Annotated in this window: 13 protein-coding genes; 2 read left to right on the top strand and 11 right to left on the bottom strand. The window is 63.8% G+C overall.

Annotated features, from left to right (window positions below):
* Positions 1–61: 61 nt before the first annotated feature.
* From F7R11_RS04980 to F7R11_RS04965, 4 genes are read right to left on the bottom strand one after another with little or no spacing between them, the layout of a single operon-like run.
* Entirely contained in the window at positions 62–1,522 is a 1,461-nt protein-coding gene (locus tag F7R11_RS04980; RefSeq protein WP_231973150.1) for an amidohydrolase family protein, read from the bottom strand.
* Positions 1,519–2,313 (bottom strand): ABC transporter permease, encoded by a 795-nt coding sequence (locus F7R11_RS04975; protein WP_064806152.1) that lies wholly within the window; start codon positions 2,311–2,313, stop codon positions 1,519–1,521. The genes F7R11_RS04980 and F7R11_RS04975 overlap by 4 nt, the downstream gene beginning before the upstream one ends.
* Before the next feature lie 14 nt (positions 2,314–2,327).
* On the bottom strand, positions 2,328–3,200 hold the full coding sequence (locus F7R11_RS04970; RefSeq protein WP_082932765.1) for an ABC transporter ATP-binding protein: 873 nt from the start codon (positions 3,198–3,200) through the stop codon (positions 2,328–2,330).
* A gap of 45 nt (positions 3,201–3,245) precedes the next feature.
* Positions 3,246–4,250 (bottom strand): ABC transporter substrate-binding protein, encoded by a 1,005-nt coding sequence (locus F7R11_RS04965; protein ID WP_021196501.1) that lies wholly within the window; start codon positions 4,248–4,250, stop codon positions 3,246–3,248.
* Positions 4,251–4,872: 622 nt separating this feature from the next.
* Here F7R11_RS04965 and F7R11_RS04960 point away from each other — a divergent pair.
* Entirely contained in the window at positions 4,873–5,880 is a 1,008-nt protein-coding gene (locus F7R11_RS04960; RefSeq protein WP_064801627.1) for an isopenicillin N synthase family dioxygenase, read from the top strand.
* A gap of 3 nt (positions 5,881–5,883) precedes the next feature.
* On the opposite strand, the gene F7R11_RS04955 is transcribed toward F7R11_RS04960, so the two are convergent.
* Positions 5,884–7,707, bottom strand: coding sequence for an ABCB family ABC transporter ATP-binding protein/permease (locus tag F7R11_RS04955; RefSeq protein ID WP_064801625.1), 1,824 nt, complete (start codon positions 7,705–7,707; stop codon positions 5,884–5,886).
* Between the two features lie 80 nt (positions 7,708–7,787).
* Here F7R11_RS04955 and F7R11_RS04950 point away from each other — a divergent pair, with 80 nt between their 5' ends.
* Entirely contained in the window at positions 7,788–8,222 is a 435-nt protein-coding gene (locus tag F7R11_RS04950; protein WP_021196498.1) for an acyl-CoA thioesterase, read from the top strand.
* A 67-nt stretch (positions 8,223–8,289) separates the two neighbouring features.
* On the opposite strand, the gene F7R11_RS04945 is transcribed toward F7R11_RS04950, so the two are convergent.
* From F7R11_RS04945 to F7R11_RS04920, 6 genes are all read right to left on the bottom strand, one after another.
* The gene (locus F7R11_RS04945; RefSeq protein WP_021196497.1) at positions 8,290–9,054 is read right to left on the bottom strand and encodes an enoyl-CoA hydratase; all 765 of its coding nucleotides are present in this window, start codon (positions 9,052–9,054) and stop codon (positions 8,290–8,292) included.
* Between the two features lie 26 nt (positions 9,055–9,080).
* Entirely contained in the window at positions 9,081–10,043 is a 963-nt protein-coding gene (locus tag F7R11_RS04940; protein WP_064801622.1) for a DegV family protein, read from the bottom strand.
* A gap of 225 nt (positions 10,044–10,268) precedes the next feature.
* Positions 10,269–11,468: an acetyl-CoA C-acyltransferase gene (locus F7R11_RS04935; RefSeq protein ID WP_048933997.1), complete on the bottom strand. Its 1,200-nt coding sequence runs from the start codon at positions 11,466–11,468 to the stop codon at positions 10,269–10,271.
* Between the two features lie 34 nt (positions 11,469–11,502).
* Positions 11,503–13,983 carry a 3-hydroxyacyl-CoA dehydrogenase/enoyl-CoA hydratase family protein gene (locus F7R11_RS04930; RefSeq protein ID WP_064801620.1) on the bottom strand — a complete coding sequence of 827 codons (2,481 nt, stop codon included), beginning with the start codon at positions 13,981–13,983 and terminating at the stop codon, positions 11,503–11,505.
* Positions 13,984–14,173: 190 nt separating this feature from the next.
* On the bottom strand, positions 14,174–15,961 hold the full coding sequence (locus F7R11_RS04925; protein WP_064801618.1) for an acyl-CoA dehydrogenase C-terminal domain-containing protein: 1,788 nt from the start codon (positions 15,959–15,961) through the stop codon (positions 14,174–14,176).
* Between the two features lie 63 nt (positions 15,962–16,024).
* Positions 16,025–16,615, bottom strand: a complete 591-nt coding sequence (locus F7R11_RS04920; RefSeq protein ID WP_021196492.1) for a TetR/AcrR family transcriptional regulator — start codon at positions 16,613–16,615, stop codon at positions 16,025–16,027.
* Positions 16,616–16,822: the final 207 nt, after the last annotated feature.

Raw genomic sequence — 16,822 nt, 5'->3', positions numbered from 1 at the left:
GCGGTGTCGGTAGCGCCGCGTTCGGGCGCCTGCTGGAAGGGCATTTTAAGCGCTGACAACCTCAGGCGGCCATTCTCTCGGCGCGCTGCTGGAGTTGCCCGACGGCTGCGCGGGCCTGTGCGCCCAACTCGGCAAGATCGACACCGGGAATGGCATCGTCCTGCGCGATGACGCGCCCACCCACCAGCAACGCGCGCAACGTCGGTCGGCCCCCGCTGGACACCGGCGCAATCGCCACGTCGTGCAGGCCGAAGTAGCGCGGATCGTCCAATCGGTAGACCGCCAAATCGGCGGCCTGGCCCGGCACAAGGGTGCCGATGCCATCCAGGCCGAGCACGGCGGCACCGCCGGCGGTTCCCCACCGCACCACGTCTTCGATGCGCGCGGCATCCGCACCGCCTTCCGTGCTGCCGCCCTCCGATTGCGCGCGCGCCAACTCGCCGCGCCGCGCACGCTGCATCAGCCAGGCGGCGTGGGTTTCGGAAATCATGTCGGCGGCCTCGTTGGAGGCGGCGCCATCCACACCAATCGACACCGGCACGCCAACCGCTTCCAGCGCGGGGATATCGGCAATGCCGCTGCCAAGCCGGCCGTTGCTTTGGGGGCAATGCGCGATACCCGTGCGGGTTTCACCGAGCATGCGGATCTCCGCGGGGCTGAGTTTGACCAGATGGGCGAACCAGACATCAGGGCCGGTCCATTCGTATTCCGCGCAGAAGGCCACGGGCGTGGCGCCATGCGCGGTTGCCGCCGCGTTCTGGTACTCGACCGTTTCCGAAAGATGGCTGTGCAGGCGAATCCCCAGGCGGCGCGCGGTGCGTGCGCAGGTGCGCAATTCCTCGGGTGCCATCGAATACAGCGGCGTGGTGGGTGCCATCGCCACGCGGCGCATGGCATCCGGACCAGGCTGGTGGTAGCGCGCGGTCAGTCGCTCGCAGTCGGCCAGGAAGGCGTCGAGCGTTTCGGGGCGCAAGGCCTGCGGCAGGTCGCTCTCCAGCCCCCGCGTGCGCGTGGCGCCCCCACGGCACAGCACGAAGCGCAGGCCCAGCGCTTCGGCCTCTTCAAAGAGGATCGCCGAACTGTCAAACGGCATGCCGGGGTAGTAGAGGTAATTGTGATCCGCCACCGTGCCGCAGCCACTGCGCACGAGTTCGATCAGGCCGATGCGGGCCGCCAGGCGGAAGGTGTGCTCATCGAACGCCGCACGAAACCGATAGGGCGTCGCACCCAGCCACGGCGTGAGCGTCAGGTTCAAGCCAAGCGGCTCGCCCTTGAGCAGCGACTGGAACAGGTGGTGATGCGTGTTGATCCACGCTGGGTACACCACGCAGTCGGTCGCATCCAGGACACGCTCACCAGGGCGTGGTGGCAGATGGCCAATGGCTTCGATCTTGCCGCCGGCCACGCGGATATCCGGCCCGGCGATGCGCTCAGCATGTCCTGCCCGCGCATCCTGCCCGGTGAGGATGGCCGCCGTATTGCGAATGAGGAGCGAGGATTCGATGGGGATGGGCTGCATCATGCAAGCTCGCTCTCATGCCAGTGTGACAACGTCAGCCGCGACAGCGCGACCATGACGGCGAACAGCGCAATGCCTGTCAGCGTAATCAGGAACAGCGCCGCAAACAGACGTGGAATGTTCAGCGAAAAACCGGCTTGCAGGATCTGGTAGGCCAGCCCCGCGCCCGTGCCGCCCGTGCCCGCCACGAACTCCGCGACCACCGCACCGATCAGCGCCAGCCCGCATGAAATGCGCAGGCCGCCGAAGAAATAGGGCAATGCACTCGGAATGCGCAGGCGAACCAGCGTATCCCACCGGCTTGCGCGGTTGATGCGAAACAGGTTGGCCAGCCCCGGGTTGACGCTGCGTAGCCCCAGCACGGTGTTGGAGATGATGGGAAACACCGCGACCAGCGTGGCGCAGATGACGAGCGCCAGCGTCGGCTGCTTGACCCAGATGATGATCAGCGGCGCGATGGCAACGACGGGCGTGACCTGCAACAGAATCGCATAGGGAAACAGGCTGGCTTCGATCAACCGGCTCTGCACGAACAGGAAGGCCGCCACGGTGCCGCACACGACGGCCAGCGCAAATGCCAGCAGCGTGATCTGCAACGTCACCCATAACGAACCGGCCAAGAGCGACCAGTCTTCAACGAGCGTCTTGCCGATGGCCGCCGGCGACGGCACGAGATACGGCGGCACTTCAAGCGCCACGCAAACGGCTTGCCACACAAGCAGCAGCACAACGCCCACCGCGAGCGGTGCGGCCACCCGCTGCACAGCGGGGCGGGACAACAACGGAGGATGCATGATGAACTCCCAGATCAATCGACGACAGGCACGCCGGTGTTGGCTTGCGCAAGCAGGGCCGACAACTCTGCACAGGTCTGCATGAACGCTGGCGATACGCGAAACGCTTCGTCGCGCACGGCCGGCCCTTCGATGGGCACATCGGCGATCACGCGGCCGGGGCGCGCCGCCATTACGATCACGCGGCTCGACAGATAGACCGCCTCGTAGATGCTGTGCGTGACGAACACCACCGTCAGGCCGCGCTCGGCCCACAGCGCGCGCAAATCGGCATCGAGCTTGTTGCGCGTGAACTCGTCCAGCGCCCCGAAGGGCTCGTCCATCAGCAACAGATCAGGATCCGTTGCAAGCGCGCGGGCGATCGACACACGCATCTGCATGCCGCCGGACAGTTCGCGCGGATACACCTGGCCGAATTGGCCCAGCCCCACCAGCGCCAGCGCGCGCCGCACGCGCTCGTCGGCTTCGGCGCGTGGCATGCGCGCAAGGTCGAGCGGCAAGCGGGTGTTGTCGGCAACCTTGGCCCACGGCATCAGCGTGGCCTCCTGAAACACCATCGCCAGCGTGCGGCCCGGCGCGCCGATACCAGCCGCGAGCGTCGGCCCGCCCCACCAGCGCACATGGCCGGCCGATGGCTGCTCCAACCCGGCGAACAGCTTGAGCAGCGTGCTCTTGCCGCAACCGGAAGGCCCCAGCAACGAGACGAACTCGCCCGGCTGGATGGCGAGCTTCACCCGCTCAAGCGCCACGGTGCCGTTCGGATACGTCTTCTCGACCTGGTTGGCGAACAGCACCGGCGCATGGTTCACGCGTTCGCCGTCCAGCGGAGGCTGTCCAGGGCCATGCGACGCCGGCGCTGTCCGGCTGCTACGAAACACGAGCGACATGGCGATCTCCTTGGCCCAACAGTGGTTGTAGTTGTGGTGCTGTACTCATGGCATCACCTTCAGGTCTTTGACGAACTGCGTGGTGTAGGCGCGCTTCCACTCCACATCGGCCTTCAGCAAGCCCGCGTTGACCATGAAGTCGCGCGTCTGCTTCCAGCGCCCGTCGGTCATGACGCCAATGCCCTGCGTGGCGGCATCGCCGCCGGTGATCATGTGGAATTGCTTGAGTTTTTCCAGTCCGTACAGGAGCTGGTCGTCCTTCATGTTGGGGTTGTCGTGCTTGATGAGCGCATTGGCGGGCGCGGGGTCGGACAGGTAGCTCTTCCAGCCTTCCATCGAAGCGCGCACGAAGCGGGCCACCAGGTCGGGCTTGTCCTTGATGGTCTTGTCCATCGTGACGATCGTGGTGCCGTAGGGCGGGTAGCCATCGTCGGCAAACAGGAAGAAGTGCGTCTTCACGCCGGCCTTGTCGGCACTGAACAGCTCGGACGATGCATACGCCTGCTGCGCCGATTTCGGGTCGGCCAAGAATGGCTGCAGGTTGAACGTATAGACGCGGGACTGCGACTCATCGAGCTTGTACTTGCCCTTGAGCCACGGCCACCACGTCGTACGGCCCGAGGTGGAAACCAGGATGGTGCGCGTCTTGAGGTCGGCCAGGCTCTTCACGTCTTCATGGGTCATCATGCCTTGCGGGTCGGTCTGCATGGAGGCACCCACGGTCGTCACGGGCACGCCCTGCTCTATGCTCTTGAGCACTTGCAAGTCGTAGCCCATCAGAAAGTCCGCCTGCCCGCTGCTCAGGATCTGCATGCCGTTGACCTGCGGCCCGCCCATGCGGATCTGTACGTCGAGCCCGTACTTCTTGTAGAGGCCTGTGGCGACTGCCTGGTAGAAGCCGCCATGTTCGGCCTGGGCATACCAGGAGGTGAGAAAGACGACCTTGTCGAGTGCGAAGGCACTGGCAGACCAGCAAACGGTGGCGATGGCTGCCACTGCCAGCCCAAAGGATCGACGGATCAGGCGGCGGGTCAAGAAGCGAGGTTTCATGGCGAGGCGCGGTTTTGAGCAGTCGTTCAACACGCCTGTGGCTACGCCGTCATGAGAGCCCGCGCGATTCGATGGAGGCCGGGCATTGCGTCATGAAGGCACGGCCGTGCGCCGGAGAACCGGACGCGCAGGCGCGGCTTTCAAGAGCAATTTCCGGCCGCTGCGCCAATCAACCGAAGTACCGGGCGGCACTTCACGCAGCAGTGAACGCTTCTACTCTCGCTCGGTGTTTTGCAACTTCCATACCATCCGCCACGGTGGCATGAACCCGCGCGAACGCACGGCATCGACACGCCAGCACTGTGCACAGCATGCGCACCAACAGTGCTTGATTTCCCTGTCTGGTGCATGCAAAGACAAACCTCAGCCCATCACACGCGCGTTGGGTGTTGGCCTGAACCTTGCGTTGATGACCCGCAAGAGTAGAAGCGTTCACCAGCCGCGCACACCATGCCGGCTGGCCGGGAATTGCTCTTGAAGCCGGAACAGGCCCACCCAGCCCTCTGTGGCAACAGATGGGCCTGTGCGCCATTTGAACTTCAAGACACCGCCACCGCTTCAGCGCATGGTCTTGCGGCTCCAGGTCCGGCATTCATCGACCTACCCTTCGCACGGAGCCCACATGAGCACGCTCGCCACCTTGCCCCACACACTCACCGAACTCGACAAGGAAGCCCGCATGGGCGGCCTGGGTTCGGAAACCCAGACGCGGGAAATCCGCCGTATCGATCTCTCCGACTTCGACGCTCGCCGGGTGCAGATCGCCGACGAACTCTGGGCAGCCGCCACGGACGTTGGCTTCTTCCAGCTCGTCAACCACGGCATTGACCTGACACAGGTGCAAGGCGCATTCGACATGGCGCAACGCTTCTTCGCGCTGCCGGACGGCGTCAAGGCGCAGTACCCGCTGCAGCGTGCGCTGAACAGCGGTTGGGAAAGCCGTGCACAGGTGCGCCCCTCCACGGGCACGCAAGACCAGAAGGAGTCGTATCAGATCACGCTGCCGCACATGGCGCCGCTGTGGCCGAGTGAAGACGAGCTGCCCGGCTTCCGTGCTGCCATGCTGGCCTTCGAAACGCAGTGCTGGCAGGTGGGGATGCGGGTGTTGTCCTGCTTTGCCGACAAGCTCGGCTTCGAGGCGGATTTCTTTACGCACGCGCACGACCCGTCCAGCCCCACCTATCAGAGCACGCTGCGCCTGCTGCACTACTTTCCGACCGATCCTTCCGCGGCGAGTGGCCTCTGGCGTGCCGGCGCCCATACGGATTTCGATTGCCTGACGCTGCTGTTCCAGCGCGCCGGCCAGGGTGGCTTGCAGCTCTGTCCGGGCAAAGAGATGGAAGGCCAGCAGTGGACCAGTATCGAACCCGCCGACGACATCATCACCTGCAATATCGGCGACATGCTGATGCGCTGGAGCGACGATCAGTTGCCGTCGAACTTCCACCGCGTGCGCAACCCGCTGCCGCACGAGTATCAGGGCTCGCGCTACAGCCTGGCGTTCTTCTGCCAGGCCAACCGCGATGTAATGATCGAAAGCCCATCCGGCAAGTACGCGCCCATCAGCGCGGAGGCGTACCTGCGCCAGCGTGTTGCAGCCAACTTCCGGGCGGGGCAAACGGCGATGTAGGCCTTAGGCGGCCGCTTCCGGTTCGCGCTCGGGCTCGCGTGCCTGCATGCGCCACATCTGCGCATAACGGCCTTCTGCGCGCAGCAGCGACTCATGCGTGCCGCGCTCGATGATGCGGCCGTGCTCCATCACCAGGATTTGGTGCGCGCGCACGATGGTGGACAGCCGGTGCGCAATCACCAGCGTGGTGTGGTTCTGTGCCAGGCTCATCAGCTCTTCCTGGATGGCGTGCTCGGTGCGCGAGTCCAGCGCGGAGGTCGCTTCGTCGAACACGAGAATCGGCGGACGCTTGAGCAGCGTGCGCGCGATGGCCACGCGCTGCTTCTCACCGCCGGAGAGCTTCAGCCCACGCTCGCCGACCTGCGTGTCGTAGCCGTCGGGAAGCGATTCGACAAAGTGGTGGATCTGCGCAGCGCGGGCGGCCTCGATCACCTCTTCGCGCGTGGCATCGGGGCGGCCGTAGGCGATGTTGTAGTAGATGCTGTCGTTGAAGAGCACCGTGTCTTGCGGAACGATGCCGATGGCCGCGCGCACGCTGGATTGCGTGACATCGCGCAGGTCCTGCCCGTCGATTTCAATGGCGCCCGATTTGACGTCGTAGAAGCGGAACAGCAAACGTGCGAGCGTCGATTTGCCGGAGCCGCTTTGCCCCACCACCGCCGTGGTCGTGCCTGCCGGAATGGTGAAATCGACATCAAACAGGATCTGACGCTTGGCCTCGTAGCTGAAGTCCACATGCGCAAAACGAACGTCGCCGGCGTGCACGGCCAGCGGTTGCGCATCCGGTTTGTCGGCCACCTCGCGATTGGTCTGCAGCAGGGTGAACATGCGGTCCATGTCGGTCACTGCCTGCTTCAACTCGCGGTAGATCACGCCCAGGAAGTTGAGCGGAATGTAGATCTGCAGCATCAGCGTGTTGACCAGCACGAGATCGCCCAGCGTCATGTGCCCCGCGGCCACGCCCTGCGTAGCGCGATACAGGATCAGGATCAGCGCCGTCGCCACGATGAACTGCTGGCCAAAGTTCAGGATCGACAACGAACGCTGTGAGCGAATGGCGGCAGCACGATAGTTCAGCAGATTCTCGTCATAGCGACGCGCCTCGTACTCTTCGTTGCCGAAGTACTTGACCGTCTCGAAGTTGAGCAGCGAATCGATCGCCTTCTGGTTGGCGCGCGAATCCAGCTCGTTCATCTTGCGGCGGAAGTGCGTGCGCCAGTTCGTCACCGTCACCGTAAAGACGATGTAGCTCACCAGCGCGCAGAACGTGATGAGCGCGAACCACACGTCGTACTTCACGAAGAAGTACGTGATGACGAGGCCGACTTCAACGAGCGTCGGCAGGATGCTGTACAGCGAATACGAGATGAGCGACTGGATGCCGCGCGTGCCGCGCTCGATGTCACGGCTCATGCCGCCAGTCTGGCGCTCCAGGTGAAAGCGCAACGACAGCGCATGCAGATGGCGGAACACCTGCAGCGCGAGCGTGCGCACCGAACTCTCCGTCACCTTCGAGAAGAGAATCTCGCGCAGCTCGGAGAACAATGACGTCGACAGCCGCAGCAGCCCATACCCCACGATGATGCCAACCGGCACCACCAGCAGCGCGCGCGGATCACTGGGCGATACGTTCATCGAATCGATCAGCCGCTTCATGACCATCGGCACGCCGAGGTTGGCGACCTTGGCGGCGATTAGAAACGACAGCGCCAGCCCCACGCGCCACTTGTAGGCCATGAGATACGGCACCAGGCTCTTGATGGTGCGCCAGTCACCGCGGGCAGCCCCGGGCGGAGGCGGTTCGGAAGAGGCGGGGAAGCGGCGCATGTGCGGTGCAATAAAATAGCGGATTGTGTATTCTCCCACCGATCACCTGTGCGCGCCCCGTGCCCAGGCCCTCCGCTTCAATGCTGCCCTGCATCATCATGTCCGACACCCAAGCCTCCACTGAGATCGTCAAGCTGCCCGCCGGCAAGCAACCCGCCGTGCGCGTCATGCCGATGCCGTCCGACGCCAACGTGCACGGCGACGTGTTCGGCGGCTGGATCATGTCGCAGGTCGACATTGCCGGGTCGATTCCGGCGGTGGTGCGCGCCAACGGGCGCGTGGCCACGATTGCCGTCAACTCGTTCGTCTTCAAGCAGCCCGTGTACGTGGGCGACCTCGTGAGCTTCTATGCCGAGGTGGTCAAGACCGGCCGCACCTCCATCACCGTGGATGTCGAGGTCTATGCGCAGCGCATGGGCACCAACGGCCGCCATGCCACCGTCAAGGTGACGGAAGCAACGCTTACCTACGTCGCCACGGACGAGACACGCAAGCCGCGCGTGCTGCCGGAGTAGTGATTCGGCACCGCTCAATGAAAAACCCGGCCTATGCCGGGTTTTCTTTTGCGCACAAGCGACGCGCTCAGTTGAACTTGGAGAAGTCCGGACGGCGCTTCTCAAAGAACGCGGTGAAGGCTTCACGGGCTTCCGGCGCACGCAGCATCTCGCCAAACTGCTTGCCTTCCACCGACATGCGCTCTGCGATCTGCGGGGTCGCACCCTCCTTCATCAGCCGCTTGGTCGCGCGTAGCGATGCAGGCGGCAGCAGCGTCAGCTTGCGCGCCTGCGTGCGCACGAAGGCATCCAGTTCGCCGGCGGGCAACACGCGATTCACCAGACCCAACTCGCGCGCCTCGTTCGCATCGAACGGCTCACCGAAGAGCAACTTGTCAGCGGCGCGATGGTAGCCCGCCAGTTGCGGCAGCAGCAGGCTCGATGCGGCTTCCGGGCACAGCCCCAGTTGCGCGAACGGCATCGACAGCTTGGCCGTCTCGGATGCATACACGAGGTCACAATGCAGCAGCATGGTCGTGCCCACGCCCACGGCCGCGCCGCTCACCGAGGCGATCAACGGCTTGGTGGCCGTGCTGATCGCCTTCAGGAACTGGTGCACCGGGGCGTTTTCGTCCTTGGGCGGGTTCTTCATGAAGTCTTCAAGATCGTTGCCGGCCGTGAAGACGCTTTCATGGCCCGCCAGCACGATCACGCGGATGGCGGGATCGGTCTCGGCGGCCACCAGTGCATCCGCCAGCGTCTGGTACATCGCGGCGGTGATGGCGTTCTTGCGGTCCAGACGGTCGAAGGTCAGCGTCAGGACGCCGTCTGCGGTCTCGGTACGAATCGACATGAAAACTCCAAGTAAAACCTGCGCCGCTAGATCGGCACAGGGGAATCAGATAGATAACCGACGGAGAACGCGTTGGCCCCCACGTTCAACGCCACAGTCAGGCTCATCGGCGCGAGCAGCACTTCCACGCCATGATCCTGTGCGGTTCGCATCAACGCTTGCACCGGCTCCATGCGGCGCACGGTGTCGAGCGAACCGGAATACGTGATCGCCACCACGGGCGTGGCCAGACGCTCTTCGGCGATCATGATTTCGGTGTGCGCGAGCAGGCGGCGAATCCCTTCGTCAGAGCCGCGCACCTTGGCGATGGCTTCGGTCTCACCACGATGCATGTGGATGAGCGGGCGCACATTGAACGCCGTGCCCATCATGTAGCGACCCCAGGTGATGCTCTTCTCGCCCTTTTGCTTGGCGCGGGTGTACATGTACAGCAGCTCATCGGGCACGAGGTAGACGTGCGAGGCATCACGCAGGCGGTTCTCGATCACGTTGACCACGTCACGCACCTCGGCGCCTTCGCGCAGCATGCGGGCGGCCTCGTGCACCATCAGCGCCTGGCCGGGGCCGATGGCGCCGGTGTCCACCACCGTCAGCTCGAACAAGCCCGAGCGGCCGGCATCCTTGCGCGGCTTGAAGCTCTTGGCCGTGGTGCCCACGACCGCGCCAGTGGCATGGCTGTAAAAGTGGCTGCGTGAGCTGGCAATCGTCAGCAGCAAAGCGCGGTCGTGCTGCGTGACCACGTGCTTGAGCAGGTAGTCCTCAATCTCGCGTTCGAGCAGCGGGATCGACTCAGCGTAGTGGTCCTGCTTGTCGACGAGGTACTTGCGGTAGAGCTGCGGCAGCGCAGCCTCATCACGGCGGTCTTCCACAAACTGCTCGCCCGCACGAATGCGGAACGGCACCACGCCTAGCCCCAGTTGATCGATCATCGAGCGCGGCATATCGCATGCCGCGTCGGTCAACACGATTGTGTCGCTGATGTTGCCCATCGCGCGCCCTCCTCTTGGTGCACCGCCGGTGACCCGGTGGTGTGTCTCCTCTGTCGCGGAATCGTGGCTCCGCTTCTGTCGCGTGCCCACTGGCGTGGGCCGCATTCTTCGGCGCGCTTGTTTTGTAGTGCTGTGCGCGCCTGCGCAACTATGCGTGGTGAGACGGGCGATATCAAGCAGGGGAAGGCCCTAAAAAGCAGCCTGAGCCCTCCCCCTCACGTGGGGTCACATGCGTTCGAAAATGCCTGCAGCGCCCATGCCGGTGCCGACGCACATCGTCACCATGCCGTACTTCAGGTTGCGACGGCGCAGGCCGTGCACAACGGTGGCCGCGCGAACGGCACCCGTGGCGCCCAGCGGGTGGCCCAACGCGATCGCACCGCCCAGCGGGTTGATCTTGCTGGTGTCCAGCCCCAGGTCCTGAATCACGGCCAGCGACTGTGCAGCAAACGCTTCGTTCAGCTCGATCCAGTCGAGTTGATCTTGCGTCAGACCGCCCGCCTTCAGCGCCGCAGGAATCGCTTCCTTCGGGCCGATGCCCATGATCTCCGGCGGCACACCGCGCACTGCAAACGACACGAAGCGCGCCAGCGGCACCAGGTTGAACTGCTTGAGGATCTTTTCCGACACCAGGATCAGCGCACCCGAGCCGTCCGACGTCTGCGAGCTGTTACCGGCGGTCACACTGCCCTTGTTGGCGAACACGGCGCGCAGCTTGCCCAGCCCTTCGAGCGACGTATCGGCACGTGGGCCTTCGTCCAGCGACAGCGTGCGCGTCTTCAGGTCGATCGCACCCGTCCCCAGGTTCGGGAACTTCTCGATGATCTCGATCGGAGTGATCTCGTCCTTGAACTCGCCGGCTTGTTGCGCGGCCAGCGCCTTCTGGTGCGACAGCAGCGAGAAGGCATCCTGCGCCTCGCGCGAGATCTTCCATTGCTGGGCGACCTTCTCAGCCGTCAGGCCCATGCCGTAAGCGATACCGATGTTTTCGTCGCGCGTGAAGATGTCCGGCGACATCGACGGCGAGTTGCCCATCATCGGCACCATGCTCATCGATTCGACACCGGCGGCGATCATCACGTCGGATTCGCCCACGCGGATGCGGTCGGCCGCCATGGCCACGGCGGTCAGGCCCGAGGCGCAGAAACGGTTGACGGTCACGCCACCGACGGTATTCGGCAGGCCAGCCAGCAGCGCGCCGATACGCGCCACGTTCAGGCCCTGCTGCGCTTCAGGAATCGCGCAGCCAACGATGGCGTCTTCGATCAGCGCCGGGTCCAGGTTCGGTACCTGGGCGACAGCGCTCTTGAGGATGGTCGCCAGCAGGTCGTCCGGGCGCAGGTTCTTGAGCGTGCCCTTGGGCGCCTTGCCGATCGGGGAACGCGTCGCGGCGACGATGTAGGCGTCTTGCAGTTGCTTGGTCATGATGAAACTCCTGTTCTCTGTCGTCGTCGCGCGATTAGTTACGCACCGGCTTGCCGGTCTGCAGCATGCCCATGATGCGTTCCTGAGTCTTGGCGCTGCCGAGCAGATCGACGAAGGCCTTGCGCTCCAGCGCCAGCAGCCATTCTTCGTCCACCAGTGCACCGGCTTCCACATCGCCGCCGCACACGGCTTCGGCGATGCGCGCGGCGATCGTGAAATCGTGCTGCGAGATGAAGCCGCCGTCACGCATGTTCACCAACGACGCCTTGATGGTGGCGATGCCCGAACGGCCCGCCACCGGAATGCCCACCGGACGCAGCGGCGCACGATAGCCCGAATCGGACAGCGCACGCACTTCGTTGCGCGCCACGTGCAGCAGTTCGTGCACGTTGAAGACAATGGTGTCGGTCGGCTGCAGGTAGCCGATCTTCTGCGCGTCCAGCGCGGAAGACGACACCTTGGCCATGGCCGCCGCCTGGAAGCGGTTGGTCAGGAATTGCAGGATGTTCGTGCTGCCAGCAGCCTGCGCAGCCTTGGCAGCGGCCAGCGCAGCTTCTTTCAGGCCACCACCCGCCGGCACCAGGCCCACGCCCACTTCCACCAGACCCATGTAGGTTTCCAGCGCAGCCACACGCTTGGCCGAGTGCAGCATCAGCTCGCAGCCGCCACCCAGTGCAATACCCGACGCAGCCGAAACGACCGGCACGCCGGCGTACTTCACGCGCATCATGCCGTCCTGGAATTTCTTGACGAACGGCTCGATACCTTTGGCACCGCCCATCATGAAGGCCGGCATCGCCTCTTCCAGATTCGCACCCGCGGAGAAGGGACCACCCGGCGCGCCCAGCTTGAGCGACGTCGGCTGCCACACCACCAGACCCTTATAACCGGCTTCGGCCAGATCCACCGCACGCGTCAGACCGTCGATAACGCTCGGTCCGATCGTGTTCATCTTGCTCTTGAACGAGATGATCAGCACATCGTCCTGACCTGCTGCATCGTCCACCCAGATGCGCACGGCATCGGTCTCTTCGATGGTCTTGCCATACGTGAGCGGGTTGACGGTGGTCGCGCCCTTGATCGGTGCGCGGAACACCTGGCGGCCGTACACCGGCAGCGTGCTGCGCGACAGGAAAGCGTTCTGATTGGCCGACCACGAACCTTGTGCCGAATGCACGCCGCCGTTGTCCGCCACCGGGCCGGAGAACACCCACTGCGGCAGGGCTGCATTCGACAGCGCCTTGCCAGCTTCGATGTCTTCCTTCACCCACTCGGCCACCTGCTTCCAGCCGGCTTCTTGCCAGTCTTCGAACGGGCCGCTGTTCCAGCCGAAGCCCCAGCGGATGGCCAGGTCGACTTCCGCCGCCGAATCCGCAATCTGCTCCAGGTAGACAGCGATGTAGTGGAACACGTCGCGGAAGACGGCCCACAGGAACTGCGCTTGCGGGTTGGTCGATTCACGCAGCAGCTTCAGACGCTCGGCGGGTTCCTTCTTCAGGATACGAACGACCAGCTCATCGGCCTTCTTGCCGCTCGGGCCGTACTGGCCGCTTTGCGGGTCCAGCACCTTGATGTCCTTGCCTTCCTTTTTGTAGAAGCCGGTGCCGGTCTTCTGGCCCAGGGCACCCGCTTCCACCAGCTTGGCCAGCACGGGCGGCGTGGCGTAGACCGGGGCAAACGGATCGTCCTTCAGGTTGTCCTGCATCGTCTTGATGACGTGCGCCATGGTGTCCAGGCCCACCACGTCCGCCGTGCGGAACGTCGCCGACTTGGCGCGGCCCAGCTTCGAGCCCGTCAGGTCATCCACCACGTCGAACGGAATGCCGTACTTGGCCGATTCCGCAAACACCGCCAGGATCGAGAAGATGCCGACGCGGTTGGCGATAAAGTTGGGCGTGTCCTTCGCGCGCACCACGCCCTTGCCGAGCGCGGAGGTCAGGAACGTTTCCAGCTTGTCGAGGATGTCGCCACGCGTGTGCGCGGTCGGAATCAGCTCGACCAGGTGCATGTAACGCGGCGGGTTGAAAAAGTGCACGCCGCAAAAACGCGACTTCAGCTCGGCGTCAAACCCATCCGACAGTTCGGTGATCGACAGGCCCGACGTATTCGACGCGAAGATCGCATGCGGTGCGATATGCGGCGCGACCTTCTTGTACAGGTCGTGCTTCCAGTCCATGCGCTCGGCAATGGCTTCGATCACGAGGTCGCAATCGCGCAGTTTCTCGATGTCGTCTTCGTAGTTGGCGGCCTGGATCAGGTTGGCGTCGTCCTTGATGCCCAGCGGCGCCGGCGACAGCTTCTTCAGGTTTTCAATCGCCTTGAGCGCGATGCCGCTCTTCGGGCCTTCCTTGGCAGGAAGATCGAACAGCGTGACGGGAACCTTGGCGTTGATCAGGTGCGCGGCAATCTGCGCGCCCATCACGCCAGCGCCCAGCACAGCGACGCGTCGGACGAGAAAGTTTGCTCGCTGGCCGGCCTGCGGCTGCGCGCTGGTGGAGAGTTCAGTGCGGGTCATGGTGTCCTCGCGGAAAGAAGAGGAGTCGTCACCCCCGCACACGCGGGAGCAACAGAAAGAGGCGTTGAAACCTGTTCACGATCCGTAGCGAGCGGTTCGAGGTTGGCGGGAGAAGCGCAGCCGTACATGAGTACGGCGAGCATCGCAGCGCCAAGATCGGACCGCGCAGTAGGATCGTGGGCAGGTTTCCTTAGAACAGATCGGCTTCGAGTGCCATCAGCGTCGCACCGCCGGCACGGGCCATGCGGATCTGCGAAGCCGTTTCGGGCAGCAGCTTGGCAAAGTAGAAGCGCGCCGTTGCCAGCTTGACCTTGTAGAACGTATCGCCGCTGTCTTGCTTTTCCAGCGCGATCTTGGCCATGCGGGCCCAGAAGTACGAGAACACCAGGTGGCCGACCACACGCAGGTACGGCACAGCAGCGGCGCCCACTTCGTCCGGGTTGGCCATGGCCTTCATGCCGATTTCCATGGTCAGCTTCTGGACCTTGTCACCGATGTCAGCCAGCGGGTTGATGAACTCCTGCATGGCTTCGTTGGTGCCTTCGGCTTCCACAAAGTCCTGCACCAGCTTGCCGAACTTCTTCATCTTAGCGCCCATGTCGCCCAGGATCTTGCGGCCCAGCAGGTCCAGCGACTGCACGGTGTTCGTGCCTTCGTAGATCATGTTGATGCGGGCATCGCGCACGTACTGCTCCATGCCCCACTCGGCGATGTAGCCGTGGCCGCCAAACACTTGCATGCCTTCGTTGGTGGAGATGAAGGCGTTGTCGCTCAGGAACGCCTTGGCGATCGGGGTCAGCAGTGCGACGAGGTCAGCGGCGTCCTTGCGCACGGATTCGTCCTCGTGCGACAGCTCGCGGTCGATCTGCAGAGCGATCCAGTAGCTGAATGCGCGGCCACCTTCGGCAAAGGCGCGCTGGGTCAGCAGCATGCGGCGCACGTCCGGGTGCACGATGATCGGGTCAGCCGGCTTGTCCGGTGCCTTCGGGCCCGACAGGCTGCGCATCTGCAGGCGTTCCTTGGCGTAGGCAGCGGAGTTCTGGTACGCGACTTCGGTCAGGCCCAGGCTCTGCATGCCGACGCCCAGGCGGGCGGCGTTCATCATCACGAACATGGCGTTCAGGCCCTTGTTCGGTTCGCCGACCATCCAGCCTTTCGCGCCATCCAGGTTGATCACGCAGGTGGCGTTACCGTGAATGCCCATCTTGTGCTCGATGGCACCGCAGGCCACAGTGTTGCGCTCGCCCGGGTTGCCGCTGGCATCGGGGATGAACTTCGGCACCACAAACAGCGAGATGCCCTTAGTGCCGCTCGGTGCGTCAGGCAGACGTGCCAGCACCAAGTGGATGATGTTTTCAGCCAGGTCGTGCTCGCCTGCCGAAATGAAGATCTTCGTGCCGGTGATGGCATACGAGCCATCGGCCAGCGGTTCGGCCTTGGTGCGCAGGATGCCGAGGTCGGTGCCACAGTGCGGCTCGGTCAGACACATCGTGCCGGTCCACACGCCCGACACCAGCTTCGGCAGATAGCGCTGCTTGAGCTCGTCGGTGCCGTGTGCATGCAGGGCTTCGTACGCGCCATGCGACAGGCCGGGATACATCGTCCAGGCCTGGTTGGCCGAGTTCAGCATCTCGTACAACGCGTTGTTGATCAGGATGGGCAAGCCCTGGCCGCCGTATTCCGGATCGCAGCCCAGTGCGGGCCAGCCGGCCTCGACGTACTGCTGATACGCCTCTTTGAAACCTTTGGGTGCGGTCACCACACCGTCGCCGTGGTACGTGCAGCCTTCGCGGTCGCCCGATTGGTTGAGCGGGAAGATGACTTCGGAGCAGAACTTGCCGGCTTCTTCGATCACCTGATTGATGGTGTCGGCATCGATCTCCGCGTGCTGCGGCATCTGCTTCAGGTGGTCCTCCACGCCGAGAAGCTCGTGGAGAACAAACTGCATGTCACGCAGCGGTGCGGTGTATTGACCCATCTTGCAACTCCTTGGTGTGTACTGCGCGCCCCGGCTAGGTGTGCTGGGTGTAAATCGAGCGCGTCAGGTTCGGTAAGACTGAATGAGTTTGTTAAGCGCCACCATGGCCAGCTCGGCGCTGTTCGGCAACCGCAGGAAACGCGCATCGTGGTGCAAGCCCAGTTCCAGGCTGTACATCTCGAAGAGCATCAACTGCGGGTCCGCTTCTGCACGCAGGTGGCCTTCTTCCTTTGCCTGTGCGATCGCGCGGGCCAGTGCCGCCCGCCAGATCGTCACGCTCTTGACGAGTTCGTCGCGCACCGGGCTCTCCGCTCGGTCGTCGTACTCCACCGCGCCGCTGATGTAGATGCAGCCCGTGGTCACTTCCTGAATGCGGCGCTCCATCCAGCGTCGCACCATGCTCCACAGGCGCGGCAGACCGCGCGGTTCCGTCAAGCTCGGGTAGAAGACTTCCTGCTCGAACCGTTTGTGATACTCGCGAACCACTTCCACCTGCAGATCCTCACGCGAGCCGAAGTGCGCGAACACCCCGCTCTTGCTCATCTGCATGCGCTCCGCGAGCACACCGATCGTCAACCCTTCCAGTCCGTCGCGCGAGGCCAGTTCCAGCGCGGCATCGAGAATCGCTGCACGCGTCAGCTCGCCCTTGCGCATCGGCGTGGCTGCTGCGTGATTCGATTCAAGACGAGCGGTCGGGTGACGCATGATGATTTCTCTCCGTTCTTTTCTGGGGCACGACACACATGAAAATCAGCGCTTTGCAAGGCGCCTTTCGCGTGCCGGGCAGGACTGTAAACCAGCCTGCGGAAACACTCTAGCCCAAAATCGAACGGTCGTTCAATTATTTACAGGGGCCTGTAT

Source organism: Ralstonia insidiosa, from assembly GCF_008801405.1.
Lineage (GTDB): Bacteria > Pseudomonadota > Gammaproteobacteria > Burkholderiales > Burkholderiaceae > Ralstonia > Ralstonia insidiosa.
Note: the sequence above shows the minus strand (reverse complement) of the source record. Positions and strands in the feature narration are given on the sequence as shown.